Consider the following 26,579-nt stretch of genomic DNA (forward strand, 5'->3'; position numbering starts at 1 on the left):
TCGCCAGCATCATGCTATGGCTCAAATAATTAAATCGTCACCACAGCCTAGAGCGATCCGGGTGCCCTTTTCATGGCATTGACGTTGGCACCTCAAAATTAGTTATCTCTTTTAATGAGACTGAGGCACGGCACTAACATTGAGTTGTCCGATGTCAGGGAAAAGATCAATGCCACCCTCGATCTCGACTGCGATGGCGGCGTTGGCGCTTTCTATTGCTGGTATCCCCGCCGTGGATACCGATCCCGACCTTCCCGCTATCTTCTTCAATATGGTGCCGGACGCCTGCTTCGCCGTTGCGCGAGGAATGTCGCTTACCCCCGACAAAGCAAGCCAATTGCTGTTGGAGCCGGCATCCGCGTCAGAAGCTCTTGATGGTCGCTATCCGGCGGTGCGGCAATGGTATCGGTCTGTTCGCAAGCCCAACAGCATTCTGCTCGGCGTCGGTGACGCACCGAGGCGATGTCACATTGTTCTAATAAATACGACTCAAGGACCACGCGCGTTTCGCTTTGCAGAAGCGCTCCTTCGTGCCATTGGTTTCGAGACCTTTACCGATCCGAAAGGGCGCGCCGAAACGGTTTTTGGCAAGCACGCTCCTGGCGGAACGATGATCGTCCTGCTGAGAGGCCTCACTGACGCTACGGACGGCATAGGTCCGCAAGTTTCGTTTGACGTGGCGCTGCGGCCCGATAGACGGGCTACACCAGACGGCTCTGCTTCACCGCTGCCTCGATGAAGCTCGCGAACAGCGGATGCGGATCGAAGGGTTTGCTCTTCAATTCCGGATGGAACTGTACGCCGACGAACCAGGGATGATCCGGCCGCTCGACGATCTCCGGCAAGGTTCCGTCGGGCGACATGCCGCTGAATACCAGCCCGCCCTTCTCCAGCGCCTGGCGGTAGTTCGTGTTCACTTCGTACCGGTGGCGATGGCGCTCGCTGATCGCGGTGCCGCCGTAGATCGACGCGACGACGCTGTTCCCGTCCAGCGCCGCATCATAAGCGCCAAGCCGCATGGTGCCGCCCAGATCGCCTTGCGCCTCGCGCTTCTCCAATCCGTCCTTGCCCATCCATTCGGTAATGAGACCGATCACGGGTTCGGGCGTCGGGCCGAATTCGGTCGATGACGCCTCCGCGATGCCGGCCGTGTCGCGGACGCCCTCGACGCAGGCCATCTGCATCCCGAAACATATGCCGAAATAGGGCACACGTCGTTCGCGGGCGAATCTGACCGACTTGATCTTGCCCTCCGCGCCGCGCTCGCCGAACGCGCCGGGCACCAGGATCGCGTGGCAGGGTTCCAGATGCGCGGCGATGTCGCCGTCCTCGCGTTCGAACAGCTCGGCGTCGATCCAGCGGATGTTGACCTTCACCCGGTTGGCGATCCCGCCATGGACCAGGGCCTCGTTCAACGATTTGTACGCATCCTGCAGGCCGACATATTTGCCGACGACGCCGATCGTCACCTCGCCTTCGGGATTGGTCAGCCGATCGACGATATCGTTCCAGCGGCTGAGGTCGGGGGCGGACGACGGGACGATCCCGAACGCGCGCAACACCTCCGCGTCCAGGCCTTCGCCGTGATATTGCAGCGGGACGGCGTAGATGCTCTTCGCATCCAGCGCCGGGATGACCGCCGCCTCCGGCACGTTGCAGAACAGCGCGATCTTGGCGCGTTCCGAGGGCGGGAGCGGATGTTCGCAGCGGCAGACCAGCACGTCGGGCTGCACCCCCAGGGCCGCCAGTTCGCGCACCGAATGCTGCGTCGGCTTCGTCTTCAGCTCGCCCGCCGCGGCGATATAGGGGACCAATGTGACGTGGATCGAGACGGCGTTGCCGCGGCCGACCTCGTTCTTCAGCTGGCGGATCGCCTCGATGAAGGGGAGCGACTCGATATCGCCGACCGTCCCGCCGATCTCGCACAGCACGAAGTCGAGATCGTCCGTCTCCGCCCGCGCGAACGCCTTGATCGCATCGGTGACGTGCGGGATGACCTGCACCGTAGCCCCGAGATAATCGCCGCGGCGTTCGCGCTGGATGATCTGCTGATAGATGCGGCCCGAGGTGACGTTGTCGCTCTGGCGCGACGGCACGCCCGTGAAGCGCTCATAATGGCCGAGATCGAGATCGGTCTCCGCGCCGTCCTCGGTCACGTAGACCTCGCCATGCTGATATGGCGACATCGTGCCGGGATCGACGTTCAGATACGGATCGAATTTGCGGATGCGTACCCGGTAGCCGCGTGCCTGCAGCAACGCCGCGAGCGAGGCCGCCATGAGACCCTTGCCGAGCGACGAGACCACGCCGCCGGTGATGAAGATATACCGCGCCATGGGACCAACCGCCTAGCGCGTGTTGGGGGCGAGCGACAAGCGCCCGCGGACGCATGCCGGTCGATTTACATCGGCGGTCCGGATCAGTGCGCGAGCGGAACCGCGGAATTGTCTGCGGGCGCGGGGCTGTTGCCGGCGGCCGCCGCCGCGTTGGCGAAGGGCGCGCCGGTGGGCGCTGCCGCCGGAGCGGCGACGGGCGGTGCCCTGCGGGCGAGCGAAGTATCGAGCGTGGCCGCACCGCGGTGCGTCGCCGCCAGCATCGCCAGCGTGATCGACATGAGCACGAATGCCCCGGCGAGGACGCCGGTGGCCCGCGTCAGGAAATCCGCTGCGCCGCGCGCCGACATCAGCCCCGACGGGCTGCCCCCCATCCCCAGCCCGCCGCCTTCGGATTTCTGCATGAGGATCACCGCTACCAGCGCGGCCGCGATGATGGCATGGACGACGAGGAGGAAGACGAACATGGCGCTGTGATTTTCCGAAACGGTGGCTGCAGGGCAGCGGTCGCCGCGCACATAGGCGAGTGAGGGTGCGGGATCAACCGGAGCTGCTCTCCCTCCCGCAGGCGGGAGGGGAGTTAAGAAGGACCGCCCACCCCCCGCAACAATCGGCGTCGCCTGCGGAAACCTGCGCCGCGGGGGGCGTTATGACGACACGATGACCCTGACCTGCCCCTATCGATGTGTCGGAACAGCTTGATGGCTTCGAACGCGGTTTATCAATTGTCGGCATGGATGACCGCGCTGGTCGATTATGTCCGGTCGGGGGAGCCCGATCTCACCAACCGGCAGATGGCGTTGCTTATGCTCGTCTATCTTCGCCCGGGGCCGCACACCGTCAGGGGATTGGCACGGTCGCTCAACGTATCGAAACCCGTCGTCACGCGCGCCTTGAACAGATTGGGTGCGCTCGGCTATCTGCGCCGCCAGCGCGACGACAGCGACAAACGCAATATCTTCGTCGCCCGCACCGAAGAAGGGGCAGGTTTTCTTGAAGAGTTCGGCCAATTCATCGGTGAAGGCGATGGTGCCGTCGGCAAACGGGTCAGCGCGTAGAAGCTTCGCGCTCACTGGCCGATCGGTCGTGCTCGATCCCCTGACCAATGCGGTCCGCCGGGACATTGCCGACATCCGCCTCGCCGAACATGTGTTCGCGCCCCATTATGTCGCGCCGATGGAGCGACGGATCGCGGGGCCGACGCCCTTGAGCGCCGATGATACGGGTGTGGCGGCACCGCTGGTCATGCTCACCAGGGGCGAACGGTTCGACGTGCTCGACCTGTCGGGCAATACCGCATGGGGGATCGCGGTCGACAAGGGGCTGGTCGGGTATGTCCCGATCGCGGCGATCGAAGGGATCGTGCCGTGAGCGTCCGGGTCTTCATCGACGGCGCGGTCGGCACCACGGGGATCGACATTCGAGACCGGCTTGCCCTGCGCGGCGACATCACGCTGGTAACGCTGGCCGAGGATCGGCGCAAGGACGTCGAGGCGCGGCGCGGCGCGCTGGCCGAAGCGGATATCGCGATCCTCTGCCTGCCCGACGATGCGGCGCGCGAGGCGGTGGCATTGATCGGTGACCGTGCGACGCGGGTCATCGACGCCTCGACCGCGCACCGTGTCGCGCCGGGATGGGTGTATGGGTTTCCGGAGCTGGAGGCCGATCAGGCCGCGAAGATAGCCGATGCGCGGTTCGTGGCGAACCCGGGCTGCTACCCGACGGCGTTTCTCGCGCTCGTTCGGCCGCTCGTGCGCGCCGGGCTGATCCCGGCGGACTGGCCGCTTGGTTTCACGGCGACGTCGGGCTATTCGGGCGGCGGCAAGACGATGATCGCGGAATTCGAGCAAGGCCTGACCGATACCGCGTTCCGCGCCTATGCGCTCGGCCCCGCGCACAAGCATGCGCCGGAGATGCGCAAGCATGCCGGGCTGACACATCCGCCAATCTTCGCGCCGTCGGTGGCGCGGGTCTATAGCGGAATGCTCGGCGAGGCACCGCTGCCGCTCTACGCGCTCCCCGGACGACCGACGATCGCCGCGATCGAGGACTGCCTGCGAGGTGCCTATGCGGGCAGCGCGCTCATCCATGTGGCACCTTGCGACGGCGGCGCGATCCGGATCGAGGAAAATGCCGGGACCGATCGCATGACCTTGCGCGTTTGCGGCAACGATGCGGCAGGCCAGGCACGGCTTGTCGCGACGCTCGACAATCTGGGCAAGGGTGCCGGTGGTGCCGCGGTCCAGAATCTGAACCTAATGGCCGGGCTCGATCCGTTTGCCGGTCTCAACCTCTAGGATGATGCGATGACCCGCAATCCCGTGGCCAAATTGCTGCTGTTCGGCGCGACCGGCGATCTGGCGCAGCGCATGCTGCTGCCGTCGCTCTACAATCTGCACGCCGACGGGTTGCTGCCCGAAGATCTCGTCATCATCGGTGCGGCGCGATCCGATTATACCGACGAGAGCTACCGGGCCTTCGCCAGCAAGGCGCTCGACCAGTTCCTCCCGAAGGATCGCGACGAGGGTGCGGTCGAAACCTTCCTGCCGCGGCTCCAGTTCCAGGCGACCGATCTGTCCGACCCGGGGAGCTACCAGCCGCTGGCGGAAAAGGTCGGCGACGTGTCGGGCGGGGTCGCGATCTACCTGTCGACCGCACCATCGCTGTTCGAACCGGCGGTAAAGGGGCTGGAAGCGGTCGGGCTGGCGGGTGAGACGATCCGGATCGGGCTGGAAAAGCCGCTCGGCTACGACCTCGCCTCGTCGAAGGAGATCAACGACACCGTCGCGCTCGGATTCAGCGAGGACCGGACGTTTCGCATCGACCATTATCTCGGCAAGGAAACCGTCCAGAACATCATGGCGCTGCGGTTCGGCAATTCCTTCTTCGAGCCCGTGTGGAATGCGCAAGGCATCGACAACATCCAGATCACGATATCGGAGACGGTCGGGCTGGAAGATCGCGCCGGCTATTACGACGGCGCGGGCGCGCTTCGCGACATGGTCGCCAACCACATGCTCCAGTTGCTCGCGCTGATCGCGATGGAGCCGCCCGCGCGCTACGACGTAACCGAGATCCGCGACGAAAAGGCGAAGGTCTTTCGCTCGATGCGCCTCATCAAACCCGAGGACGCCCCCCGCTGCACGGTCACCGGCCAGTACGCCGGCGGAGCGAGCGCGGGGAAGATCGTCAAGGGCTATGACGAGGAACTGGGCAAGCCATCGACCACCGAAACCTTCGTGGCGATCAAGGCGCATATCGACAACTGGCGCTGGCAGGGTGTCCCCTTCTACATCCGCACGGGCAAGCGGATGCCGGTGCGCCGGTCGGAAATCGCGATCCAGTTCAAGAACGTGCCGCATTCGATGTTCGCGGGGCGCGGCGGGCTGCTTCAGCCCAACATGCTCGTCATCCGCTTGCAGCCCGAAGAATATATCCAGCTGCTGGTGATGGCGAAAGAACCGGGGCTGGACCGCGACGGCGTGCGCCTGCGCGAGGTGCCGCTGAAGTTGAGCCTCGACGCCGAATTCCAGGGCACGCGCCGTCGAATTGCTTATGAACGCCTGCTGCTGGATCTTATCGAGGGCGATCAGACATTGTTCGTGCGCCGCGACGAGGTGGAGGCGCAGTGGACGTGGATCGACGCGATCCGCGAAGGCTGGACCGCGAACGGCATGAAGCCCAAATCCTATCCTGCGGGCTCCTGGGGCCCCTCCGCGGCGATCGCGCTGACCGAGCGGGACGGCGTGACGTGGATGGATGACTGATTAGCCGGTGTTCCTGCGCACGCAGGAACCCAAGGTGATTCGGCGAGCCGCTTGTGGCTCTGGGCTCCTGCCTTCGCAGGAGCGCGATAGGGAATGACGATGAACGAAGAAATCGAATGGTGGGAATATGACGACGCCGGCGAATTCGCCGATGCGGTCGCGGGCGATATCCAGTTCGTCATCGAAAGCGCGATCGACGCACGCGGGTCAGCGGTCATCGCACTCGCCGGCGGTAAAACGCCCTTCCCGGCGTATCAGAAACTGAGCGCGGCCAAGATCGACTGGAAGAAGGTCACGATCGTCCCCGGCGACGAGCGGATCGTCCCGCTCGGCGATCCGCTGTCCAACGTCACCCAGCTCGCGAAGATCTTCCTGCCCAAGGGCGCGCGGGTGATGCCGATCGTTCCGGAGGCGACACCGGACTACAAGGCTGCGGGCCGGTCGGCGGATGCGCTGATGCAGGATCTGCACTGGCCGCTCGACCTCTGCGTGCTCGGCATGGGCGGCGACGGGCATACCGCGTCGATCTTCCCCGGCCCCGATTACGACGAGGCGCTGAACGGTCCGAAGGAACGCCGCGCGCTGGGCGTCATGCCCGACCCGTTGCCCGCCGACGCCCCCTTTCCCCGCGTCACGCTCAGCCGTCAGGGCATCGTGACCGCGCGTGCGCTGCTGATCGCGGTGACCGGCGACGACAAGCGCAAGCTGCTGGAACGCGCGATCACCGAGGGGCCCTCGTCCCCCTACCCGATCGGGCGCGTGCTGGCGGATGTCGAACTGCCGGTGGATATCCACTGGGCACCGTGATGGCTTGATCCGGGGCGACCGGGAGGCGATGCTCGTGGTACCGCAGCGACGATCTCGCGCCATTCGAGCGCGTGAGTAAAGGAACCGCCTATGCAGATCGTCGCAGCGGATATCGGCGGCACGCATGCCCGCTTCGCGATCGCCGAGGTCGAGGCCGGCCGTGTCGTATCGCTCGGCGAGCCCGTAACGCTGAAGACTGCGGATCACGCTAGCCTTCAGACCGCATGGCAGGCCTTGGGCGCGCGGATCGGCCGGCCGCTGCCGACCGCCGCGGCCATCGCGGTCGCCTCGCCGATCACCGGCGATATCATCCGCCTGACCAACAGCCCCTGGACGATCCGGCAGTCGCTGATACGCGAGCGGCTGGGCGCGGATATCCATATCGTCATCAACGATTTCGGCGCGGTAGGCCATGCGGTCGCGCAGCTACCCACGAGCGACTTCGTCCATCTCGACGGCCCCGACGTTCCGCTTCCCGACGATGGCGTGACGACGGTCTGCGGCCCCGGCACCGGGCTGGGCGTCGCGCAGGTCGTCAGGCGCAAGGGCGGCTATCACGTCATCGAGACGGAGGGCGGCCATATGGACTTCGCCGCGCTCGACGGGATCGAGGATGCGCTGCTCCTGCGCTTGCGCAAGCAGTTCACACGCGTTTCGTGCGAGCGGGTGGTTGCGGGTCCCGGCATCGTGGCAATCTACGAAACGCTGGCGGCGATCGAAGGCCGCGCGGTGCCCAGCCACGACGACACGACGATCTGGACCGAGGCGATCGAGGGCAGCGACCCGATCGCCCTCGCCGCGCTCTATCGGTTCTGCCTGTCGCTCGGCGCGGTCGCGGGTGATTACGCGCTGGCGCACGGCGCACGCGGAGTTGTGATCGCCGGCGGGCTTGGTTACCGGATCCGCGACCGGCTGATCCGATCGGGCTTCGGCGAACGCTTCGTGGCCAAGGGGCGGTTCCGGCAGATGATGGCGGCGATGCCGGTAAAGCTCATCACCCATCCCCAACCCGGCCTGTTCGGCGCGGCGGCGGCCTTCGCACAGGAACATGCGCTGTGAACGACATTGCGGACATCGGGCAGTCGCCGGTGGGAACGCGGACTTGACGCGCTCTTCCAAAGGGACGGTGAATTACATCTCCCCCCGTGCATGCCGGATCGCGTACCATTTCTTCACGTTCGCATTATGCTCGGCGAGCGTATCCGCGAAGACGTGGCCCCCCGTCCCGTCCGCCACGAAATACAGCGCCTTCGACGTCCCCGGATCGAGCACCGCATCGATCGATGCCCGCCCCGGATTGGCGATCGGCCCCCTTGGTAGGCCGATCTCGGCATAGGTGTTGTATCCGTTCTTCGCCTGCAGTTCCGACCGCAGAATGCGTCGGCCGAGCGGGCGACCCCGGGTGATCGGGTAGATCGTCGTCGGGTCCGCCTGGAGCGGCATGCCGAGCCGCAGGCGGTTGCCATAGACCGCGGCGACCTGCCGGCGTTCGGACGGCTTGCCCGTCTCCTTCTCGACGATCGACGCCAGGATGATCGCCTGTTCGGTTGTCGAGACCGCGATACCGGGTTTGCGCTTCGCCCAGGCGGCGGCGAGATATGCATCCATCGCCTTTTGCATCCGCTTCACGACCGATGCGCGGGTATCGCCGCGCTCGAACGCATAGCTGTCGGGCAGGATCGACCCCTCCGTCGGCACCGCGACGGGACCAATGAGGCCGTCGGCCTTCATCAGCGCATCGCGAACCATGACGGAGGGGTAGCCCTCCGGCACCACCACCAGCCGCTGGATCGCCTTGCCACCCTGAAGTAGCTTCAGCGTATCGGCGGCGCTGAGCCGCGGCGGAATCCGGTATTCGCCCGCGCGGATCGCGTCATGCGATCCGAATATGCGCGCCAGCAGGCGGAAGCGGAAAGCGGACCGGACCGCGCCGGCCTTTTCCAGATCGCGTGCGGCGGAGGCGAGCGTTGCGCCCTGCGGAATGTCGATGGTGACGGTGTGCTTCGCTGGGCCAGCCCCTCCCCAGCCGTGGACCGCGAGGAATGCGGCTACGATCAGCGCCAGCCCGGCGATGAGGCCGGAACACCCGAATTTCCTCGCACCGCTATTCGCCATGACCGGTCAGATTGCTCGCATCACCAATGACGCGTTCGTGCCACCGAAACCGAACGAGTTGTTCAGCACCGCCTTGACCGACCGCTTCCTGGCGACGTGCGGCACCAGATCGACGCCCTCGGCACCTTCCGACGGATTGTCCAGGTTGAGCGTCGGGGGCACGATCCCGTCGCGCATCGCCAGGATGCAGAAGATGCTCTCCACCGCGCCCGCGCCGCCGAGCAGATGCCCGGTCGCCGACTTGGTCGAACTCATCGACAACCGGCCGATGTCGGCTCCGAACAGCCGCTTTACCGCGCCCAGTTCGATCATGTCGGCCATGGTCGAGGTACCATGCGCGTTGATATAATCGATGTCGGACAGCGCGAGCCCCGATTTCCTAAGCGCCATCTCCATCGATCGGTACGCGCCCGATCCCGTGGGCTCCGGTGCCGTAACGTGATAGGCGTCGCCGGACAGGCCGTAGCCGACCACTTCGCAATAGATTTTCGCGCCGCGCACCTTGGCACGTTCATATTCCTCGAGGACCAGGACACCCGCACCCTCGCCCATGACGAATCCGTCGCGGTCGCGGTCGTAGGGGCGGCTGGCTTGTTCGGGGCGGTCGTTGAAGCTGGTGTTGAGCGCGCGCGCCGCAGCGAAGCCCGCTATGCCTATCGGACAGATCGTGCTTTCCGAACCGCCGGCCAGCATCACGTCGGCATCGTCCATCGCGATCATCCGCGCCGCGTCGCCGATCGAATGCGCGCCGGTGGAGCACGCGGTGACGACCGCATGGTTCGGCCCCATCAACCCGTATTTGATCGAGACCTGTCCAGAAATCAGATTGATGAGCCGCCCGTGCACGAAATGCGGCGAGACCCGGCGCGGACCTTTTTCGGCGAGGACCAGCGATTCGCTTTCGATCCCCGGCAGCCCGCCGATACCCGAACCGATCGAACAGCCCGCGCGGTACCGCTCCGCCTCGGTCATACCGGTCAGGCCTGCGTCCTCCAGCGCCTGACCGGCGGCGTCGATGCCGAAGATGATGAAGGGATCGACCTGGCGCTGCACCTTGTGATCGACGCGCAGGTCGGGATCGAAGCCATAGGCATGGCCCGCAGGCTTCACCTCGCAGGCGATCTGGCATTTCTGATCCGACGCATCGAAACGCGTGATCGGACCCGCGCCCGATTTCGAGGCGATGATGTTCGCCCATACGGTCTCGACATCCGCGCCGAGCGGCGTGACCATGCCCATTCCGGTTACGACGACGCGCCGCATACCATTCTCCAACTGCTTCCCGATACCGAAACGGCCCCCCGTCCTATTAGCCCAAGGACGGGGAGCCGTTCAAATCCGGCCCTAAGGCACGGGCAGAGGCTTACGCCTTGTGCTCATCGATATAGCTGATCGCGTCCTTGACCGTCGCGATCTTCTCTGCAGCGTCGTCGGGGATTTCGACGCCGAATTCTTCTTCGAACGCCATCACCAGCTCGACGATGTCGAGGCTGTCGGCACCGAGATCATCGATGAAGCTCGCATCCTCTGTCACCTTGTCGGCTTCGACGCCGAGGTGCTCGACGACGATCTTCTTCACGCGGTCGGCGGTCTCGCTCATGGCATTCCCTCTTCGCTTGACGGGTTTTCTGATTCCTGAACGCACCTAGAACGCAGCCCGTTGCGTGGCAAGCGCGCGATGCCGAGGACGATCCCGCTAGACCATCGCCATCCCGCCATTGACGTGCAGCGTCTGACCGGTGACGTACCCCGCCTCCCGGCTGACGAGATAGACGACCGCGGCACCGACGTCCGCGCCCTCGCCCAGACCTCCCGCCGGGATACGGCCGAGCAACGCGGTCTTCTGCGCCTCGGACAGCGCCCCGGTCATTGCCGAGCGGATGAACCCGGGCGCCACGCAATTGACGGTGATGCCGCGGCTGGCAAGTTCCTGCGCCAGCGCCTTCGACATCCCGACCAGGCCGGCCTTGGACGCGGCATAATTGACCTGTCCGGGATTGCCGGTCTGGCCGACGACCGACGTGATCGATACGATCCGCCCGAACCGCGCCTTCATCATCGGCCGCGCGGCGGCTCGGCACAGCCGGAACGCAGCCTCCAGATTGACACGGATGACGTCGCTCCACTCGTCGTCCTTCATCCGCATCGCGAGATTGTCACGCGTGACGCCGGCATTGTTGACCAGGATGTCCAGCCGACCGCCCAGCGCCTCGACCGCGGCGGGAACGAGGCGATCCACCGCGGTCGCATCCGACAGATCGCACGGCACCGCGACATGATCGCCGCCGAGGCCATCGCGAAACCGGGCGAGCTTGTCCGCATTCGAGCCCGATACCGCAAGGCGCGCGCCCTGCCCGGCAAGCGCCTGCGCGATCGCCGAACCGATGCCCCCGGACGCGCCGGTGACGAGCGCGGTCATGCCAGTGAGGTCGAACATTCGTTATTCTCCGTCAACGCGGCCTCAGGCCGATCATGTGCGCTTCGGCGTCGTAGAACACCGACCAGTGGAAGTAGGGCGAGATGCCGAAGAACAGCCGCGTCGCCTGGATATCGGGGCGCTGTTCGAAGGTCAGATGGCTGGCCTGTTCGCGACGGTCGGTCTCGATGTCCATGCTGGCCTGATCGTGACCGTCGCCCAACGTCAGCGTCGCAGGCGTACCCGGCGGGACGGGGCGATGCGGGCTCGCCGCGACCACCCGCAGGCCCGGCGCACCGCTATCGATCGTCGCCGGCCCGCAGGTACGCCCGAGCGGTGCCGCGCCGGACAAGCAGCCGGCCAGGCTGTTGTCGTCATCGAGCAGGCGGTAGCGTCGATAGCCTTCGAGATCGGCGGGTGTGGGGTTGAGGACGATCCGCCCCGGTGCCGGGTCGCCGGGCCGCGGAAGCTCGACGATCCATTGCCGCACCCCGAGCGCCTCGAACGGATTGGGTACGACATCGCGGCGAAAATTGACGCCCAGTATCGCGACGAAACCCTCGTCAGGCAGTCCATTGCCCTGGATGCCAAAGGTCGCGGGGTCGTCGTTGCGGCGAACCGGGCAATCGGGCTTGGCGGCGGTGCACGACAACCGATCGATCCGCTGGATCTTGACCGACCCCGAGACCGACCCCAACGCAATGGGAAGCGTAATGGCCTCGCCCTCGAACTGCGTGCCGACCGCATAGAAATAGCGCGTCGGCGATCCCTTCGCCGTTGACCCGGGCAAGCCGCGCGCCATGACGCGCAGTCCGGTCGATCCGGTGTCGAGCCCCGCCTCGATCGGCCGACCGTCGATCGTCAGCGTGACGCCGAAGCGATGCGTGCCGTCGGACAGCGTCACCGCGCGGACCGGCAGCTCGACCCGGTCCGCGGCGACCGCGGTTGCCGGCAGCAGGGCCAGCGCCAGGGCGGACAGGATCGTTTTCCACATCGTCATACATCCTTCAGCGAGCAGTCAAAGCGTCTTCAGCATTTCCCCGATGTCGTCCATCGTAACCACGCTCGCCGCGGCGACGTCGGGCGCGGTACGCTTGACCATCGGGGCCAGTACCTTGCCGCCGAATTCGACGAACCGGTCGGCCCCCGCAGCCGCCATCGCCAAAACCGATTCGCGCCAGCGGACCATGCCCGTCACCTGCCGCACCAGCGCGGCACGCACCTGATCGGGATCGGCGATCGCCGCGGCGTCGACGTTGCAATACACCGGGATCAATGGCGCGCGCAGATCCGCCTCCGCCAATGCAGCCGCCATCGCGTCGGCGGCGGGTTGCATCAGCGGGCAGTGAAATGGTGCCGACACCGGCAGCAGGACCGCGCGCTTTGCCCCGAGGTCCTTTGCCAGCGCGATGGCACGTTCGATCGATGGGCGATGGCCGGAGAGGACAATCTGGCTCGGGTCGTTGTCGTTGGCGACGGTGCAGACCAGGGTCTTGCCGGTGTCTTCGCGGACCGCCGCCACCGCCGCCGATGCGATCGCCTGCGCTTTCTCCAGATCGGCTCCCAGCAGCGCCGCCATCGCGCCGTCACCCACCGGCACCGCCGCCTGCATCGCGCGCCCACGCAACCGCAGCAATCGCGCGGTCGTCGCGAGATCGAGCGCACCCGCGGCGCACAAGGCGGTATATTCGCCGAGACTATGTCCCGCGACGAAGTCCGCCTTGTCCGCAAGACGGATCCCGCCCTCCTGCTCCATCACGCGCAGTGTCGCGATGGCGTTGGCCATGATCGCAGGCTGCGCATTCTCGGTCAGCAGCAGATCGTCCGCCGGCCCGTCGCTCATCAGCGCGAACAGCTTCCGGCCGAGCGAATCGTCGACCTCCTCGAACACCGCCCGGGCGACCGGGCTCGCATCGGCCAACGCCTGCCCCATGCCGACTGCCTGGCTGCCCTGACCCGGGAAGATGAACGCGCGCATTTGCCTCTCCATTGGTTTGGCGCGTGGGACTAGGTGCCTGGCCGGCGAATGGCAACATGAACGGACCCGTCGGACCTGCGACACCCGGCGACCATTTCGGTACAGGCGTGAAACGGGTCCGCGACAACCAGACGCGGTGCTGGTGCGAAACGGCACCGTCGTCGATGTCCGGACCGGCGCGTTCCGCTGATCCACCTTGCCTTTGCGCACGGATAGCGTAGTGGGAAGTCACAGCCGGGACGGAAGGGTTCGCCTTTCCGTCCCGTTGCCGTTGAAGAAAGCCGGAGGGGCGGTGCGCAGGGTGCGTTCGTCAGCGATCGGCAGGAAGAAGGACAAGGCATGGCTCTTTACGAGCATATCTTCCTTGCGCGCCAGGATCTGGCACAAGCGCAAGTGGACGCGCTGGCGGAAGCCGCGACGAAGATCATCACCGACAATCACGGCAAGGTCGTCAAGACCGAGAGCTGGGGCCTGCGCAGTCTGGCGTACAAGATCGCCAAGAACCGCAAGGCGCATTACGTCATGCTGGAAATCGACGCCCCCGGCGACGTCGTGGCCGAACTGGAACGCCAGACGCAGATCAACGAGGACGTTATCCGCTACATGACCGTCAAGGTCGATGCGCTGGAAGCCGGCCCGACCGTCATGATGCGCAAGCAGGAACGCGACCGTGAGCGTCGCGGCGACCGTGAAGGCGGGCGCGAAGGCGGCGATCGCGGCCCGCGCGGCGACCGGGACGGCCGCTCGGATCGCGGCGATCGCCCGCGTCGTGACCGCGAAGAGGAGATGGCATAATGGGACGTCCGTTTTTCCGCCGCCGCAAGAGCTGTCCCTTCTCTGCCAAGGATGCTCCCCGGATCGATTACAAGGACGTCCGGTTGCTTCAGGGCTTCGTTTCCGAACGTGGCAAGATAGTGCCGTCGCGGATCACGTCGGTGAGCGCGAAGAAGCAGCGCGAGCTGGGTCAGGCGATCAAGCGCGCGCGTCATCTGGGCCTGCTGCCCTACGTCGTTAAGTAAGGAGTCCGGAATATGGACGTCATTCTGCTCGAGCGCGTCGAGAAGCTCGGTGCCATCGGCGACGTGGTGAAGGTGAAGGACGGGTTCGCCCGCAACTTCCTGCTGCCGAACAGGAAGGCGATGCGCGCCAACGAGGCCAACCGCAAGGTCTTCGAGAACAACCGCGCCCGCATCGAGAGCGACAACGCCAACCGTCGCGGCGAGGCCGAGAAGGACGCGGCGTCGTTCAAGGACGCGACCGTCACGCTGATCCGTCAGGCATCGAACACCGGCCAGCTTTACGGCTCGGTCGCGGTGCGCGATCTGATCGAGGCGCTGGTCGCCCACGGCCACAAGGTCGGCAAGAGCCAGGTCGTGCTGGACAAGCCGATCAAGGCGATCGGCCTGTACGAGGTGAAGCTGGCGTTGCACCCCGAAGTGTCGGTGACGATCAAGGTCAACGTCGCACGCTCGCCGGAAGAGGCCGAGATGCAGGCGTCGGGTGTCGATGTCATGGAAGCGATGTTCGAGAAGGACGAAGCCGGCTTCGTCGAGGACTACGATCCGAACGCCGAACCCGGTGCCACTGCCGAAACGTCCGAGAATACAGCGGAAGGCTGAGCCCCGCGCATCATTGGCAACGAGGGGGCCGTCCGGAGACATCCGGGCGGCCCTTTTCATTCCGGACGCGATCGCGAACGAATTGCCCTGGATCAAGTTTGCCGGAATCATGATGCTCAGGTGGAACCAGTCGGCATGGGAAAGCGATCAGTCGTTACGCCGCCCGACCGATATGGCGGGTCGGTCAAAAGGAGACGATGATGAGTAAGATCCTAGGTGCAATGGTCCTGGCGGCGCTACCCGTGGTGGCGAGCGCGCAGATGGCGGCGCCGATGCCAGCCTCTACCTATGTCATGAAGGCTGGCGCAGGCGATCTCTACGAACGCAAGTCGAGCGAAGTCGTGCTCGGCTCGACGAAGAATCCGAAGCTGAAGTCGTTCGCGAAGATGATGATCAGCGATCATACGACCAGTACCGCCGACGTGAAGGCTGCCGCGATGCGGGCGGGCATGACCCCCAAGCCGCCGATGCTCGACGCCAAGCAGTCGCACGATATCGCCGCGCTGAAGGCGGCGGGACCGATGAAACGCGACGCGCTGTACATCACGCAGCAGAAGGCTGCGCATCAGCAGGCGTTGATGGTTCAGCAGGGCTATGCGATGAACGGAACGGTCGCGCCGCTCAAGACCGCCGCGGCGAAGATCGTCCCGGTCGTGCAGCAGCACATCCAGGAACTCGATTCGATGTGACGAGACGGGCGGCCAGGGCGGTTCGCGTCTTCGCCGCCGTCTATCGATCGATCAATGGAAGGGCCGGGCAGCCAGAACTGCCCGGCCCTTCTCATATCGGGGCCTTCGGGCCGCCGCGCATACGCCCGCGCTTCGTCCGCCGATCAGTTGCTACCGACGCATGCACCGATCATGGCGGCGAGCGGAATGACGGCGAAAACGAGCGGCAGGACGTGCTTCATCGGGAACTCGCTGCATGGTTGCAGCAGGTATATCGCGCGGCGCGACCAAAGGTTGCGCGAAGATGAATGACGGCATCACTTGTTTGGCGGAATCCCGTCCCGTTACGGTATGTCAGTGGTCCCGCTACCGCCGCCCGAACAGCCGCTCGATATCGCCATGCGCCAGCTTCACCCAGGTCGGGCGCCCGTGATTGCATTGACCCGAATGCGGCGTGACCTCCATTTCGCGGAGCAAGGCGTTCATTTCCGCGACCGACAGGATGCGGCCGGCGCGGACGGAGCCGTGGCATGCCATCGTACCGGCCACCGAATCCAGGCGTTCGCGAAGCGACAATGCTTCGTCGAAGGCGGCGATCTCGTCCGCCAGATCGGTGACCAAACCCGTCGGGTCCGCCTGCCCGAGCAACGCCGGCGTAGCGCGCACCAGCATCGCGCGGGGACCGAAGCGTTCCAGATCGAGCCCGAAATGCGCCAATTCGCCGGCCCGCGCCTCCAGCCGGTCGCAGGCGGGTTCGTCCAGTTCGACGACCTCGGGCAACAGCAACGCCTGCGCGGCGATCCGCCCGCCGGCCAGCGCGGCGCGCATGCGTTCCAGCACCAGGCGCTCGTGCGCTGCGTGCTGATCGACAAGTACGAGGCCGTCGGCAGCTTCGGCGACGATATAGGTCCTGGCCACCTGCCCGCGTGCGACGCCGAGCGGATGATCGACCGCTTCCGGCGGCGGCGACCATGCGGGTTCGGCGCGGGCGGCGGGGGGCGCGGTGAAGAAGGTCGGGCGGCGGTCCTGGACGTATCGTAGCCCATCCCCGCCCCTTTCCATTACCCCGGCGAAGGCCGTGGTCTCGTGCAGCGGCATTCCCCCCTGCGGCGTCAGACCCGAGCCTTCGCCGGAATGGCGCATCTCGCTCGAGTGCTCCTGCTGCCACCTGCCCAACGCCGCCACGGTGGGCCGCTGCGAGCGGTGCCCGGCCACATCCAGCGAATGACGCAGGCCCGACACGATCAGCCCGCGGACCATCTGCGGGTCGCGGAAGCGGACTTCGGTCTTGGCGGGGTGGACGTTCACGTCGACCTCGCCTGGCGGCACGTCCAGAAACAGCGCGACGACGGCGTGCCGGTCGCGCGGCAGCATTTCGGCATAGGCACCGCGGATCGCGCCGATCAGCAGGCGATCCTTCACCGGGCGACCGTTGACGAACAGATATTGGTGATCCGCGATCCCGCGGTTGAACGTCGGCAATCCCGCCACGCCGCCCAGCACCAGGCCTTCACGCTCCAGATCGACCGCGACCGAATTTGCGGCAAGCGCGCGATCGGTCAGCGCCGCGACGCGCGCCGGACGGTCGTCGCCCGCGACGGTCGACAAGGTACGGCGTCCATCATGATCGAGCGTGAATGCGATATCGGGCCGTGCCATCGCCAGTCGTTTCACGACGTCCATCGACGCCGCGAACTCCGCGCGCGCGGAGCGCAGGAACTTGCGCCGGGCGGGCACCCGCGCGAACAGGTCCTCGACGACGACGCGCGTCCCCGGCGGCACCGCTGCAGGGCCGTCGCGCACCGCCGCGCCATTGTCGACGACCCGGCCCCAGCCATCGCCGCCCGCCGGTCGGCTTTCGATCGTCAGCCGCGCGACGCTCGCGATCGAGGGTAGCGCCTCGCCGCGAAAACCGAGCGTCGCGACCGCCTGGATATCCTCGTCGAGCAACTTCGACGTGGCATGGCGTTCGAGCGCCAGCGCCATCTCGGCGGCGGTCATGCCGCAACCGTCGTCCGATACCTCGATCCGGTCCAGCCCCCCGGCCGCCAACGAAACCGCGATGCGCGACGCGCCGGAATCGACCGCGTTCTCGATCAGTTCCTTCAATGCGCTGGCGGGTCTTTCGACCACTTCACCAGCGGCGATGCGATTGACCAGATGCTCGGGCAGGCGCCGTATTGACATGGGCCAATCCCTAGACCAAGCGACGGCATCCCGCGACCCGCAAACGCGAACCGATCGGTGGCGTCATTGCTGTCGTCCGGTGCCGCCAGACCTTAAGATCGCGGGATGATGTGCGATGCGGCCACGCCGGCTTCGTTCGCGCGTCCGGCAGCACAGGTGACGGAACCCAGCTCTGATGTCCTTCTTCTCCCGCTTCTTCAAGTTCATGTCGCACGACATGGCGATCGATCTCGGCACCGCGAACACGGTCGTCTATGTCCGCGGTCGCGGCATCGTGCTGAACGAGCCGTCGGTGGTCGCGGTCGAGACGATCAACGGGGTGAAGCGAGTGAAGGCGGTCGGTGACGACGCCAAGCTGATGATGGGCAAGACGCCCGGCAATATCGAGGCGATCCGCCCCTTACGCGACGGTGTCATCGCGGATATCGACGTTGCCGAACAGATGATCAAATATTTCATCCAGAAGGTGCACGGTCCGCGCCGCTTCGCACGCTGGCCCGAGATCGTGATCTGCGTGCCGTCGGGTTCGACGAAGGTCGAACGCCGCGCGATCCGCGACGCCGCGTCGAATGCGGGCGCATCGACGGTCTGGCTGATCGAGGAGCCGATGGCGGCGGCGATCGGCGCGGACATGCCGGTTACCGAACCGATCGGCAGCATGGTCGTCGATATCGGCGGTGGCACGACCGAAGTCGCGGTGCTGAGCTTGCGCGGCCTCGCCTACACGACCTCGGTGCGTGTCGGCGGCGACAAGATGGACGAGGCCATCGTCTCCTATGTGCGCCGCAACCACAATCTGCTGATCGGCGAGGCCACGGCGGAGCGGATCAAGCAGGAGGTCGGCATCGCTCGCCCGCCGGCGGACGGCATCGGCCAGACGATCTTCATCAAGGGCCGCGATCTCGTGAACGGCGTGCCCAAGGAGATCCAGATCAACCAGGGCCAGATCGCCGAGGCGCTGTCCGAACCGGTCGCGACGATCGTCGAGGGCGTCCGCGTCGCGCTGGAGAACACCGCGCCCGAACTCGCCGCCGACATCGTCGACCAAGGCATCGTCCTGACCGGCGGCGGCGCGCTGCTGGAGGCGTTGGACGAGGTGTTGCGCGACGAGACCGGGTTGCCGGTGACGGTCGCGGAGGATCCGCTGACCTGCGTCGCGCTCGGCACCGGGCGTGCGCTCGAGGATCCGATGTTCCGCGGCGTGCTGATGAGCGGCTGACAGTCAATAACGGGGGGACCGGCGCATGGCGTCAGCCCGCGACCGCCGCACGGGATTTTCACGGCGACGACAATATGGGGTCTTCTTCGGCTATGTGCTGCTCGTGGCAGGCGCGGCCATCGGCGGCGTGCTGCTCGCGGTATCCACGTTCGATCCACCCGCCTTCGCCGTACTTCGCATGACGGTGGCGAGCGTCACTATACCGGTGTCGGCCGCCGGCTCCGTGGTGGTCGATGCGGTCCTATCCGTGCCCGACATGATCGGCGACCATTTCCGCGTGAAGACAGAGAACGGCATATTGCGCGGGCAGTTGGCCGACGAACGCGCGGTCGTGCTTCGCGCGCGCGCGATATTGCACGACAATGCGCGGCTGCGGCGGCTGCTCGCGATACGCGACGCGACCAGCGATACGGTCGTCACCGCACGCCTCGTCGCCTCGACCCCGTCCAGCACGCGCCGCTTCGCGATGCTGGACGCCGGGCGCTGGCAGGGCGTGCAGCCGGGAATGCCGGTGCGCGGCCCCGATGGGCTGATCGGGCGCGTGCTCGAGACCGGGCCCGCCGTCGCGCGCATCCTGTTGCTGACCGATCCCGATAGCGTCGTTCCGGTTCGCCGGTTGCGCGACGGCCTGCCGGCGATCGCGCAGGGGCGCGGCGACGGGCTGGTCGACATCCGATCGGTCGAGACCGCGGACGTTCGCTTCCAGGCCGGTGACATCTTCGTCTCGTCGGGGATCGGCGGCATCTACGCGCCCGGCATTCCCGTCGCGCGGATCCCGAAGCTCGGTCGCGACACGGTGGCGGCGCAGACCTTCGCACGCCCCGACACGATCGATTTCGCGATCGTCGAGCGCCCGTTCCTGCCGATCCCCGCCGCGGTCGCCGCCCTCCCCGGCCCGGCCCCGACGCCGGTGCCCAAATCCAAGGCGAAGGCGAAGTGAGTGGCATCGACTATACGCCGTTCGCACCGACGCTGCCGCCCGCCCGCGCCCGCGCGCTGCCCTGGGCCAGCGTGATGGCGGGGTCGCTCGTCACCATCGTACCCGTGGTCGCCGGCATCCCCCTGCTGCCCCCCTTCGGTCTGCTGATGCTGATCGCATGGCGGTTGCTCGCGCGCTTCGCGCTGCGCCCCTGGGCCGCGGCACCATTGGGGCTGTTCGACGACCTCGTCAGCGGCCAGCCGCTGGGCTCGTCGGTGTTGCTATGGTCGCTGTGCTTCGTCGTCATCGAACTGATCGAGGTGCGGCTGGTATTCCGCGATTTCTGGCAGGACTGGATGATCGCCGCCGGTGCGATCGCGTTCGGCCTGTGCGCGGGCCGGCTGATCGCGGTGCCGGTCGCTGCACGGGTGGATCAGGCGGTGATCGGCCAGATCGCGATCTCGATCCTGCTCTTTCCGCTTGCCACGCGTATCGTCGCGGCAATCGAGACGAAACGGGTACGGGCGTGAAGCAACCGGCGCGCGTGGTGACCGAGGCGTCGCAGGCGTACAGCTTTTCGCGTCGTGCCTGGCTGCTCGGTACCGCGCAGGGTACGATCGGCCTGTTGCTCGCCGGGCGAATGGCCTGGCTGGCGATCGCGCAGAACGCCAAATACAATCTGATGGCGGAAAGCAACCGCGTCAGCACGACGCTGATGCCGCCGCGCCGCGGCTGGATCGTCGACCGTCATGGCCAGCCGATCGCGAACAACCGCACCGACCTGCGCATCGACATCATTCCCGACCGGCTGGCGGAACGCGAGCGCGTGCTGCCGCTGCTGGGGCGATTGCTGGCGCTGACGCCGGAGGATCTGGCCAGGATCGGGATCGACCTCGACAACGCCGCCGGGTTCCAGCCGGTGAAGGTCGCGGAGAATATCGAATGGGAACGCTTCGCCGCGGTCAGCCTGCGCCAGCCGGAACTGCCCGGCGTCGCCCCGACCCGCGGCTTCGCGCGGCATTATCCCTCCGGTGCCGCTGTCGCGCACCTGACCGGCTATGTCGGCGTGCCCAATGCCGAGCAATATAAGGCGACGCACGACCCGCTGATGGTCGTGCCCGGCTTCAAGATCGGCAAGGACGGGCTGGAAAAGACGCTGGAGGGCCATCTGCGCGGCCGGCCCGGCGCCAAGCGCATGGAGGTGACCGCGCGGGGCCGCCCCGTCGCCGAACTGCCGACCCGCGTCGATGTGCCGGGCGCGACGCAGCGGCTGACGATCGATGCGGGGTTGCAGGACTATGCCGCGCGCCGGCTCGGCACCAATTCGGGATCGGCGGTCGTGCTCGACTGCCGCACCGGCGAGATGCTGGCGATGGTGTCGGTCCCCGCCTATGATCCGAACAGTTTCTCCAGGGGGATCAGCCATCTCGAATGGCAGATGCTGGCGGACGACGATCACGTGCCCTTGATGAACAAGGTCACGCAGGGTCTGTATCCGCCGGGCTCCACCGTGAAGCCGATGAACGGCATCGCGCTGTTGCGGAACGGCGTCGACCCGCACGCGCGGATCAACTGTTCGGGCGCGCTTCGCGTCGGCACGGGGATCTTCCACTGCCACAAGAAAAGCGGCCACGGCGCGCTCGACCTCAAAAACGCGATCATGCAGAGCTGCGACATCTATTTCTACGAAATGGTGCGGCGGCTTGGCTATGATCGGATAGCTCCCGTCGCGAAATCGCTCGGTCTCGGCCAGAAATTCGATCTGCCGCTCTCGGGTCAGCGCTTCGGTACCGTGCCCGACAACATGTGGAAACAGCGTCGGTACAAGGCGGACTGGACGGTCGCGGACTCGCTCAACGCGTCGATCGGCCAAGGCTATGTCCTGACCAATCCACTGCAGCTGGCAGTCATGGCGGCCAGGATCGCCAGCGGCCGCGCGTTGCAGCCAAGTCTCCTCACCGCCGACGTCAGCCTCGACGCGCCAGCCCTGCCCTACCAGTCCGAGCATCTTGCGATGATCCGCGACGCGATGTTCGCGGTCGTGAACGGCGGCGGCACCGGGGGCGCGGCACGGCTGCTGATCCCCGGAGTCGCGATCGCGGCGAAGACGGGCACCGCGCAGGTCCGCCGGATCACGATGGCGGAACGCGGTCACGGCGTCCTGAAGAACGCCGCCCTGCCCTTCAAACTGCGCGACCATGCGCTGTTCGTCTGCTTCGCGCCCGCCGACAATCCGCGCTATGCCGCGGCGGTCGTGCTCGAACATAATGGCCATACCGTCCGCAATCTCGATACGCCGGGGATCGGCCGCGACATCATGACGTACCTGCTCGACCGCGACCGCGCGATCGCAACGCTCGCCGAGATCGAACCGACCTGGGGCGGCGATATCGAGACGCGCATGGCAGCGAGCGCGGCGGAATACCGCACGCTCCACACCCCCTCCGCGGCGGCGATCGCGACACGGACCGATGCGGTCGTCCCTACCGAATCCGCCCCCGTCCAGGCCGAGAGCGCCGCGGTCAGCGCCGAGCAGCAGGCGCTGGCGACGGGCGGCGCGAACATCACGACTCCGGCCGAGGATCCCAATCCCGAGGCACCGCAGTGAGCCGCAGCCGGATCGTCCCGGAACCACTCGCGCAATTGCCCTGGCGGATGATCCTGCTGATCGTCGCGATCGGCGGGTTCGGGCTCGTCGTCCTCTATTCCGCCGCGGGGGGCAGCCTGCATCCCTGGGCGCTGTCGCAGGGCATCCGCTTCTTCGTCTTCCTCGCCGCCGCCATCGCCCTGTCGCGAGTGCCAGAAAACGTGTGGAAGACCGGCGCGCTGCCCGTCTATGCGCTGCTCGTGCTCTCGCTCGTCGCGGTCGAGTTGCTCGGCAAGATCAGCGGCGGGTCGCAGCGCTGGATCAATATCGGCTTCGTCAATCTGCAGCCTTCCGAACTGATGAAGCCGGCGATCGTGCTGGCCTGCGCGCGCTTCTACGACATCCTGCCCGCTGCGGAGACGCGCCGCTTCGCCGGCGTCTGGCCCGCCGCGGCAATGATCGGCGTCCCCGCCGCGCTCGTCATGCTGCAACCCGATCTCGGCACCGCGCTGATGATCTGCGCGGGCGGGGCGACGGTGATGTTCCTCGCGGGGGTGCCCTTGCGCCTGTTCGTCGGCGGGCTGACCGCGATCGCGATCGCCGCGCCGCTCGCGATCAAGTTCGTGCTCCACGACTATCAGCGCAACCGTATCCTCATCTTCCTCGATCCCGAAAGCGACCCGCTGAAGACCGGCTACCACATCACCCAGTCGAAGATCGCGATCGGATCGGGCGGAATCCTCGGCAAGGGGTTCCTGAAGGGCACGCAGAGCCATCTACAATATCTGCCCGAAGGCCATACCGACTTCGTATTCGCTACGATGGCGGAGGAATGGGGGCTCGTCGGCGGCGTGCTGCTGATCGGTGCGTTCTTCCTCGTCATCCGTTGGGGGATCGACGTCGGAATGCGTGCGCAGACGCGCTTCGCCAGACTGACCGCGGCCGGGCTGGCGACGACGATCTTCTTCTACGTCGCGATCAACCTGGCGATGGTGATGGGCCTCGCACCAGTTGTCGGCATCCCCCTGCCGCTCGTCAGCAACGGCGGATCCGCGCAAATGACCGTCCTGTTGTGCATCGGCATCCTGATGTCGATCGACCGCCAGAACCACAGGCAGGTCCGCTGGTAAACGGCACGCACGCCTTTTCGGCAAAAAAGGGTTTGCATCCCATGCGCGCGATGCTACCCGCGCGCTTCCCGAAACGACGAGCGCCGCGGTGCCGTCGCCCTTCCGGTATGGACGCATAGCTCAGTTGGTAGAGCAGCTGACTCTTAATCAGCGGGTCCTTGGTTCGAGCCCAAGTGCGTCCACCAAATTACCGAGGAAAATCAATGACTTATTGGTCTTGACCCGCTGATTTGTTCATTGCCGTTGAGTAAAAGGTTACATTCTAGGTTACGGGACGCCTGGAATTAATTTGGGCGTTTTGAAAGCGTTTGGGACAGCGTTCGCGCGACAGGCCGCTTGCCCGAATCATTCGAATGAGTGATCGCCTGAGGGCAAGCGTTCTAACCACACCAAGTCTACCGCGCGTAGCAAGGTGATAGCCTTTATCTTGGCACCGTGAGTGCCCCCCGCGCCCGCCATACCCCGTAGAGCCCTTGCTCCCGGTAACAGCTTGCCGAGGAAAGACAGCGGACTACAGTGCAAAAAATTCAGCGGTCGGTGCGGCGGGGCAGTGCATAATGACGACATCGTTTCTGACAAACCCTGTGCATCTTAAGGATTTGATGCGTGAGTGCGACGAAGGTAAACTTCGGCTGCCCGATTTTCAGCGCGGCTGGGTTTGGGATCAGGACCGGATTGTCGACCTTCTGGCGTCGATTTCGGAGGGTTTCCCTGTCGGCGGTCTGATGACACTGATGCGTCTGGCGATGTGACCTTTGCGGCTAGGTCGGTCTAAGGCGCGCCTGTGCCCCGCAAAGACCTCGAAGCCTATTTGTTGGACGGGCAGCAACGCATGACGTCGCTGTATCAATCCACCTCTTCTCGAGCGCCAGTATCGACCCAGACTGTGAAAAAGCAGCCGATCAAAGTGCATTTCTATTTCGACATTCGCGCAGCCCTGAACGCCAACGGGCCGCGTGCCGATGTTATTTTGGCCGTTCCGCAAGACCGGATCATCCGCGAGAATTTCGGGCGGGATATAGCGCTTGATCTTTCGTCCGAGGCACGTGAGTTCGAGGCGCTCCACTTCCCGATCAACCGCATGTTCGAGGCACACCTATGGCAGCAGGCTGCCATCGACTGGGTATATCAGAATGCTCAAGAACGCATGGATCATCTGAAGCTGATCAACGCCTTCATGCAGGATGTGGTCAACAATTTCACCTCCTACCAAGTCCCGGTCATCAAGCTTGGCAAAGACACGTCACGCGCCGCCGTCTGTTTGGTTTTTGAAAAGGTGAACACCGGCGGCAAGCCGCTCGATGCGTTCGAGCTTGTGACGGCGATGTATGCCGCGACGGGCTACAAGCTTCGCGATGACTGGAAGGCGCGGCGCGAAAGGCTGATTGCCCAGTCGGTGCTCGCAAAGATCGAGCCGGTCGAATTCCTTCAGGCGCTTTCTCTCCTTCACACTAACGAACGGCGTAAGGAGGCGCTTTCCAATGGTGTGGAACCGCCCGCGATCAGCGCGACGCGAAATAGCCTACTTCAGGTCCCGCTTGAGGCTTATGAGAAGCACTCAGGCGCAGTCGGTCCTAAATGGACTTGGGGCGGGTCGGATCAATTCCGACCTGACATCTGGCCGGGACGGCCTCGATTTGACCAAAGCCAAGCGCCTATCACCAAATGTCAACGTGGCGTTCCTTGGTACAAAAAAGGGTGGGCCGTTTGATTTGGACCCGGCGCCCGCCCGACAGATGCTCGATGAGCCACTAAATGTTAACGGGCGTCCTAACAGTGACGTCTTGCATAGGCGTTTCACAGGCACCGACTTGGCAAGGCGAGCGGAAGATCGCTGATAATTGATTTTGGTCACGCAGTCACGGAGGCTGACGCGGCCTTCTACGAGGCTCCGTTCGCCTACGTGCTAGACTACGTTAAGCCAGTGCGCGATTAAACCGCCGCGAACGGCGACGCCTCCATTATTGGCTCCATTCTGAAACCGCTCCGGGACTTAGGGCGTCAATCGCGCCGCTATCCCGCTACATTGGCACCCCTCGCGTGGCGAAGTATCGCCTTTTTTCGTGGCTACCAGTGTCGGCTTCGCTTGATGACGGTGCAATCGCCATCGCCCGCGACGACACCAGTTTCGGTATTCTCCATTCGCGCTTTCACGAACTCTGGTCGCTGCGGATGGGGACGTTTCTCGGCGTCGGCAACGATCCGCGCTACACCCCCTCCACCACGTTCGAAACCTTCCCCTTCCCCGAAGGCCTTACCCCGAACATTCCTGCCGCCGATTATGCCGACGATCCCCGCGCGCAGGCCATCGCCGCCGCCGCCATCGCCGCCGCCGCCGCCGCCGCCGCCGCGCGGCTGAACGAACTGCGCGAGAATTGGCTCAACCCCGCCGATCTGGTCTTGCGGGAGCCAGAGGTCGTGCCCGGCTATCCTCACCGCACCCTGCCGAAGGACGCGGAGGCCGCGCAGGAACTAAAGAAACGCACGCTGACCAACCTCTACAATGCCCGCCCGCAATGGCTTGCCAACGCCCACGCCACGCTCGATCAGGCGGTCGCCGATGCGTATGGCTGGGGCGACGAATGGCGCGCTGCCCCGCTCCCCGACGACGAAATCCTTGCCCGCCTATTCTACCTCAACCAAACGCGAGCCAGCGCATGAGCCGCCTAAAGCGGGCGCGGTCGGTACGATTTGTCAGTGGCTAATGTCAGCCGATCATATGCCAAATGCTGAGCGTGCCGATCGCGCCTAGCAAAAGAGATCGTGCCCCACGGCGTGTTGTAGCTTCGCCGGTGTGATCACGGCGATCTCCGACTAGGCCGGACTGATCAGGC

At 65.4% G+C, this 26,579-nt stretch carries 28 protein-coding genes and 1 tRNA gene; 20 read left to right on the forward strand and 9 right to left on the reverse strand.

The window, feature by feature from the left end; all coding sequences use genetic code 11:
• The first annotated feature begins 193 nt into the window (after positions 1–193).
• A complete protein-coding gene (locus tag ACFE7D_RS07730; protein ID WP_375394851.1) occupies positions 194–739 on the forward strand; it encodes a hypothetical protein in 546 nt (181 codons plus the stop codon).
• Here the strand turns inward: ACFE7D_RS07730 and ACFE7D_RS07735 are convergent.
• Positions 702–2,336, reverse strand: a complete 1,635-nt coding sequence (locus ACFE7D_RS07735; protein ID WP_375394852.1) for a CTP synthase — start codon at positions 2,334–2,336, stop codon at positions 702–704. The genes ACFE7D_RS07730 and ACFE7D_RS07735 overlap by 38 nt on opposite strands.
• 83 nt (positions 2,337–2,419) lie before the next feature.
• Positions 2,420–2,800 (reverse strand): preprotein translocase subunit SecG, encoded by a 381-nt coding sequence (gene secG / locus ACFE7D_RS07740; protein ID WP_375394853.1) that lies wholly within the window; start codon positions 2,798–2,800, stop codon positions 2,420–2,422.
• Between the two features lie 270 nt (positions 2,801–3,070).
• On the opposite strand from secG, the gene ACFE7D_RS07745 reads away from it, so the two are divergent.
• The 6 genes from ACFE7D_RS07745 (at position 3,071) to ACFE7D_RS07770 (ending at position 7,966) form a co-directional block, all read left to right on the forward strand.
• A complete protein-coding gene (locus tag ACFE7D_RS07745; RefSeq protein WP_375394877.1) occupies positions 3,071–3,391 on the forward strand; it encodes a MarR family transcriptional regulator in 321 nt (106 codons plus the stop codon).
• A gap of 28 nt (positions 3,392–3,419) precedes the next feature.
• Positions 3,420–3,704 carry an SH3 domain-containing protein gene (locus tag ACFE7D_RS07750; protein WP_375394854.1) on the forward strand — a complete coding sequence of 95 codons (285 nt, stop codon included), beginning with the start codon at positions 3,420–3,422 and terminating at the stop codon, positions 3,702–3,704.
• On the forward strand, positions 3,701–4,630 hold the full coding sequence (gene argC / locus ACFE7D_RS07755; RefSeq protein WP_375394855.1) for an N-acetyl-gamma-glutamyl-phosphate reductase: 930 nt from the start codon (positions 3,701–3,703) through the stop codon (positions 4,628–4,630). The genes ACFE7D_RS07750 and argC overlap by 4 nt, the downstream gene beginning before the upstream one ends.
• 9 nt (positions 4,631–4,639) lie before the next feature.
• Positions 4,640–6,100, forward strand: coding sequence for a glucose-6-phosphate dehydrogenase (gene zwf, locus ACFE7D_RS07760; RefSeq protein WP_375394856.1), 1,461 nt, complete (start codon positions 4,640–4,642; stop codon positions 6,098–6,100).
• A 99-nt stretch (positions 6,101–6,199) separates the two neighbouring features.
• Positions 6,200–6,907: a 6-phosphogluconolactonase gene (gene pgl / locus ACFE7D_RS07765; protein WP_375394857.1), complete on the forward strand. Its 708-nt coding sequence runs from the start codon at positions 6,200–6,202 to the stop codon at positions 6,905–6,907.
• 90 nt (positions 6,908–6,997) lie between these two features.
• Complete coding sequence (locus ACFE7D_RS07770; protein WP_375394858.1) at positions 6,998–7,966, forward strand: glucokinase; 969 nt, start codon at positions 6,998–7,000, stop codon at positions 7,964–7,966.
• 72 nt (positions 7,967–8,038) lie between these two features.
• Here ACFE7D_RS07770 and mltG read toward each other — a convergent pair whose 3' ends face one another.
• The 6 genes from mltG to fabD form a co-directional block, all read right to left on the reverse strand.
• Complete coding sequence (mltG, locus tag ACFE7D_RS07775) at positions 8,039–9,022, reverse strand: endolytic transglycosylase MltG (RefSeq protein WP_375394859.1); 984 nt, start codon at positions 9,020–9,022, stop codon at positions 8,039–8,041.
• 6 nt (positions 9,023–9,028) lie between these two features.
• Positions 9,029–10,285 carry a beta-ketoacyl-ACP synthase II gene (gene fabF / locus ACFE7D_RS07780; protein ID WP_375394860.1) on the reverse strand — a complete coding sequence of 419 codons (1,257 nt, stop codon included), beginning with the start codon at positions 10,283–10,285 and terminating at the stop codon, positions 9,029–9,031.
• A gap of 100 nt (positions 10,286–10,385) precedes the next feature.
• Positions 10,386–10,622, reverse strand: coding sequence for an acyl carrier protein (locus ACFE7D_RS07785; protein ID WP_375394861.1), 237 nt, complete (start codon positions 10,620–10,622; stop codon positions 10,386–10,388).
• 96 nt (positions 10,623–10,718) lie between these two features.
• Positions 10,719–11,459, reverse strand: coding sequence for a 3-oxoacyl-[acyl-carrier-protein] reductase (gene fabG, locus ACFE7D_RS07790; RefSeq protein WP_375394862.1), 741 nt, complete (start codon positions 11,457–11,459; stop codon positions 10,719–10,721).
• A gap of 13 nt (positions 11,460–11,472) precedes the next feature.
• Positions 11,473–12,432: a hypothetical protein gene (locus ACFE7D_RS07795; protein ID WP_375394863.1), complete on the reverse strand. Its 960-nt coding sequence runs from the start codon at positions 12,430–12,432 to the stop codon at positions 11,473–11,475.
• A 24-nt stretch (positions 12,433–12,456) separates the two neighbouring features.
• Complete coding sequence (gene fabD / locus ACFE7D_RS07800; RefSeq protein WP_375394864.1) at positions 12,457–13,416, reverse strand: ACP S-malonyltransferase; 960 nt, start codon at positions 13,414–13,416, stop codon at positions 12,457–12,459.
• A gap of 339 nt (positions 13,417–13,755) precedes the next feature.
• On the opposite strand from fabD, the gene rpsF reads away from it, so the two are divergent.
• The 4 genes from rpsF (at position 13,756) to ACFE7D_RS07820 (ending at position 15,724) form a co-directional block, all read left to right on the forward strand.
• A complete protein-coding gene (gene rpsF, locus ACFE7D_RS07805; RefSeq protein ID WP_375394865.1) occupies positions 13,756–14,211 on the forward strand; it encodes a 30S ribosomal protein S6 in 456 nt (151 codons plus the stop codon).
• Positions 14,211–14,435 carry a 30S ribosomal protein S18 gene (gene rpsR / locus ACFE7D_RS07810; protein WP_174285829.1) on the forward strand — a complete coding sequence of 75 codons (225 nt, stop codon included), beginning with the start codon at positions 14,211–14,213 and terminating at the stop codon, positions 14,433–14,435. Before rpsF ends, rpsR begins: the two co-directional genes overlap by 1 nt.
• Before the next feature lie 12 nt (positions 14,436–14,447).
• Positions 14,448–15,035: a 50S ribosomal protein L9 gene (gene rplI / locus ACFE7D_RS07815; RefSeq protein WP_375394866.1), complete on the forward strand. Its 588-nt coding sequence runs from the start codon at positions 14,448–14,450 to the stop codon at positions 15,033–15,035.
• Positions 15,036–15,235: 200 nt separating this feature from the next.
• Complete coding sequence (locus tag ACFE7D_RS07820) at positions 15,236–15,724, forward strand: DUF4142 domain-containing protein (RefSeq protein WP_375394867.1); 489 nt, start codon at positions 15,236–15,238, stop codon at positions 15,722–15,724.
• Positions 15,725–16,069: 345 nt separating this feature from the next.
• On the opposite strand, the gene mutL is transcribed toward ACFE7D_RS07820, so the two are convergent.
• Complete coding sequence (gene mutL, locus ACFE7D_RS07825) at positions 16,070–17,890, reverse strand: DNA mismatch repair endonuclease MutL (protein ID WP_375394868.1); 1,821 nt, start codon at positions 17,888–17,890, stop codon at positions 16,070–16,072.
• 175 nt (positions 17,891–18,065) lie between these two features.
• Here mutL and ACFE7D_RS07830 point away from each other — a divergent pair, with 175 nt between their 5' ends.
• From ACFE7D_RS07830 to ACFE7D_RS07870, 9 genes are all read left to right on the forward strand, one after another.
• The gene (locus ACFE7D_RS07830) at positions 18,066–19,109 is read left to right on the forward strand and encodes a rod shape-determining protein (protein WP_375394869.1); all 1,044 of its coding nucleotides are present in this window, start codon (positions 18,066–18,068) and stop codon (positions 19,107–19,109) included.
• 25 nt (positions 19,110–19,134) lie between these two features.
• Positions 19,135–20,049 carry a rod shape-determining protein MreC gene (mreC, locus tag ACFE7D_RS07835; RefSeq protein WP_375394870.1) on the forward strand — a complete coding sequence of 305 codons (915 nt, stop codon included), beginning with the start codon at positions 19,135–19,137 and terminating at the stop codon, positions 20,047–20,049.
• Positions 20,046–20,558 carry a rod shape-determining protein MreD gene (locus ACFE7D_RS07840; RefSeq protein WP_375394871.1) on the forward strand — a complete coding sequence of 171 codons (513 nt, stop codon included), beginning with the start codon at positions 20,046–20,048 and terminating at the stop codon, positions 20,556–20,558. The genes mreC and ACFE7D_RS07840 overlap by 4 nt, the downstream gene beginning before the upstream one ends.
• Positions 20,555–22,636: a penicillin-binding protein 2 gene (gene mrdA / locus ACFE7D_RS07845; protein ID WP_375394872.1), complete on the forward strand. Its 2,082-nt coding sequence runs from the start codon at positions 20,555–20,557 to the stop codon at positions 22,634–22,636. The genes ACFE7D_RS07840 and mrdA overlap by 4 nt, the downstream gene beginning before the upstream one ends.
• Before the next feature lie 47 nt (positions 22,637–22,683).
• Complete coding sequence (gene rodA / locus ACFE7D_RS07850) at positions 22,684–23,745, forward strand: rod shape-determining protein RodA (protein ID WP_375394873.1); 1,062 nt, start codon at positions 22,684–22,686, stop codon at positions 23,743–23,745.
• A gap of 109 nt (positions 23,746–23,854) precedes the next feature.
• Positions 23,855–23,930 (forward strand) — tRNA-Lys (locus tag ACFE7D_RS07855).
• 372 nt (positions 23,931–24,302) lie between these two features.
• A complete protein-coding gene (locus ACFE7D_RS07860) occupies positions 24,303–24,497 on the forward strand; it encodes a DUF262 domain-containing protein (RefSeq protein WP_375394874.1) in 195 nt (64 codons plus the stop codon).
• A gap of 32 nt (positions 24,498–24,529) precedes the next feature.
• Positions 24,530–25,456 carry a DUF262 domain-containing protein gene (locus ACFE7D_RS07865; RefSeq protein WP_375394875.1) on the forward strand — a complete coding sequence of 309 codons (927 nt, stop codon included), beginning with the start codon at positions 24,530–24,532 and terminating at the stop codon, positions 25,454–25,456.
• Positions 25,457–25,785: 329 nt separating this feature from the next.
• Positions 25,786–26,406, forward strand: a complete 621-nt coding sequence (locus tag ACFE7D_RS07870) for a hypothetical protein (RefSeq protein WP_375394876.1) — start codon at positions 25,786–25,788, stop codon at positions 26,404–26,406.
• Positions 26,407–26,579: the final 173 nt, after the last annotated feature.

The sequence above is a fragment of the uncultured Sphingomonas sp. genome (genome assembly GCF_964244235.1).
Lineage (GTDB): Bacteria > Pseudomonadota > Alphaproteobacteria > Sphingomonadales > Sphingomonadaceae > Sphingomonas.

What these genes read in the sequence shown, in the direction of transcription:
- mreC (WP_375394870.1), top strand. Translation starts at nt 19,135, where the DNA reads ATGGCGTCAGCCCGCGACCGCCGCACGGGATTTTCACGGCGACGACAA.
- fabG (WP_375394862.1), bottom strand. Translation starts at nt 11,459, where the DNA reads ATGTTCGACCTCACTGGCATGACCGCGCTCGTCACCGGCGCGTCCGGG.
- rodA (WP_375394873.1), top strand. Translation starts at nt 22,684, where the DNA reads ATGATCCTGCTGATCGTCGCGATCGGCGGGTTCGGGCTCGTCGTCCTC.
- ACFE7D_RS07785 (WP_375394861.1), bottom strand. Translation starts at nt 10,622, where the DNA reads ATGAGCGAGACCGCCGACCGCGTGAAGAAGATCGTCGTCGAGCACCTC.
- rpsR (WP_174285829.1), top strand. Translation starts at nt 14,211, where the DNA reads ATGGGACGTCCGTTTTTCCGCCGCCGCAAGAGCTGTCCCTTCTCTGCC.
- fabD (WP_375394864.1), bottom strand. Translation starts at nt 13,416, where the DNA reads ATGCGCGCGTTCATCTTCCCGGGTCAGGGCAGCCAGGCAGTCGGCATG.
- mutL (WP_375394868.1), bottom strand. Translation starts at nt 17,890, where the DNA reads ATGTCAATACGGCGCCTGCCCGAGCATCTGGTCAATCGCATCGCCGCT.
- ACFE7D_RS07860 (WP_375394874.1), top strand. Translation starts at nt 24,303, where the DNA reads ATGACGACATCGTTTCTGACAAACCCTGTGCATCTTAAGGATTTGATG.
- rplI (WP_375394866.1), top strand. Translation starts at nt 14,448, where the DNA reads ATGGACGTCATTCTGCTCGAGCGCGTCGAGAAGCTCGGTGCCATCGGC.
- secG (WP_375394853.1), bottom strand. Translation starts at nt 2,800, where the DNA reads ATGTTCGTCTTCCTCCTCGTCGTCCATGCCATCATCGCGGCCGCGCTG.
- zwf (WP_375394856.1), top strand. Translation starts at nt 4,640, where the DNA reads ATGACCCGCAATCCCGTGGCCAAATTGCTGCTGTTCGGCGCGACCGGC.
- ACFE7D_RS07820 (WP_375394867.1), top strand. Translation starts at nt 15,236, where the DNA reads ATGAGTAAGATCCTAGGTGCAATGGTCCTGGCGGCGCTACCCGTGGTG.
- ACFE7D_RS07735 (WP_375394852.1), bottom strand. Translation starts at nt 2,336, where the DNA reads ATGGCGCGGTATATCTTCATCACCGGCGGCGTGGTCTCGTCGCTCGGC.
- fabF (WP_375394860.1), bottom strand. Translation starts at nt 10,285, where the DNA reads ATGCGGCGCGTCGTCGTAACCGGAATGGGCATGGTCACGCCGCTCGGC.
- ACFE7D_RS07795 (WP_375394863.1), bottom strand. Translation starts at nt 12,432, where the DNA reads ATGTGGAAAACGATCCTGTCCGCCCTGGCGCTGGCCCTGCTGCCGGCA.
- rpsF (WP_375394865.1), top strand. Translation starts at nt 13,756, where the DNA reads ATGGCTCTTTACGAGCATATCTTCCTTGCGCGCCAGGATCTGGCACAA.
- ACFE7D_RS07770 (WP_375394858.1), top strand. Translation starts at nt 6,998, where the DNA reads ATGCAGATCGTCGCAGCGGATATCGGCGGCACGCATGCCCGCTTCGCG.
- ACFE7D_RS07830 (WP_375394869.1), top strand. Translation starts at nt 18,066, where the DNA reads ATGTCCTTCTTCTCCCGCTTCTTCAAGTTCATGTCGCACGACATGGCG.
- pgl (WP_375394857.1), top strand. Translation starts at nt 6,200, where the DNA reads ATGAACGAAGAAATCGAATGGTGGGAATATGACGACGCCGGCGAATTC.
- ACFE7D_RS07745 (WP_375394877.1), top strand. Translation starts at nt 3,071, where the DNA reads ATGACCGCGCTGGTCGATTATGTCCGGTCGGGGGAGCCCGATCTCACC.
- mltG (WP_375394859.1), bottom strand. Translation starts at nt 9,022, where the DNA reads ATGGCGAATAGCGGTGCGAGGAAATTCGGGTGTTCCGGCCTCATCGCC.
- ACFE7D_RS07730 (WP_375394851.1), top strand. Translation starts at nt 194, where the DNA reads ATGGCGGCGTTGGCGCTTTCTATTGCTGGTATCCCCGCCGTGGATACC.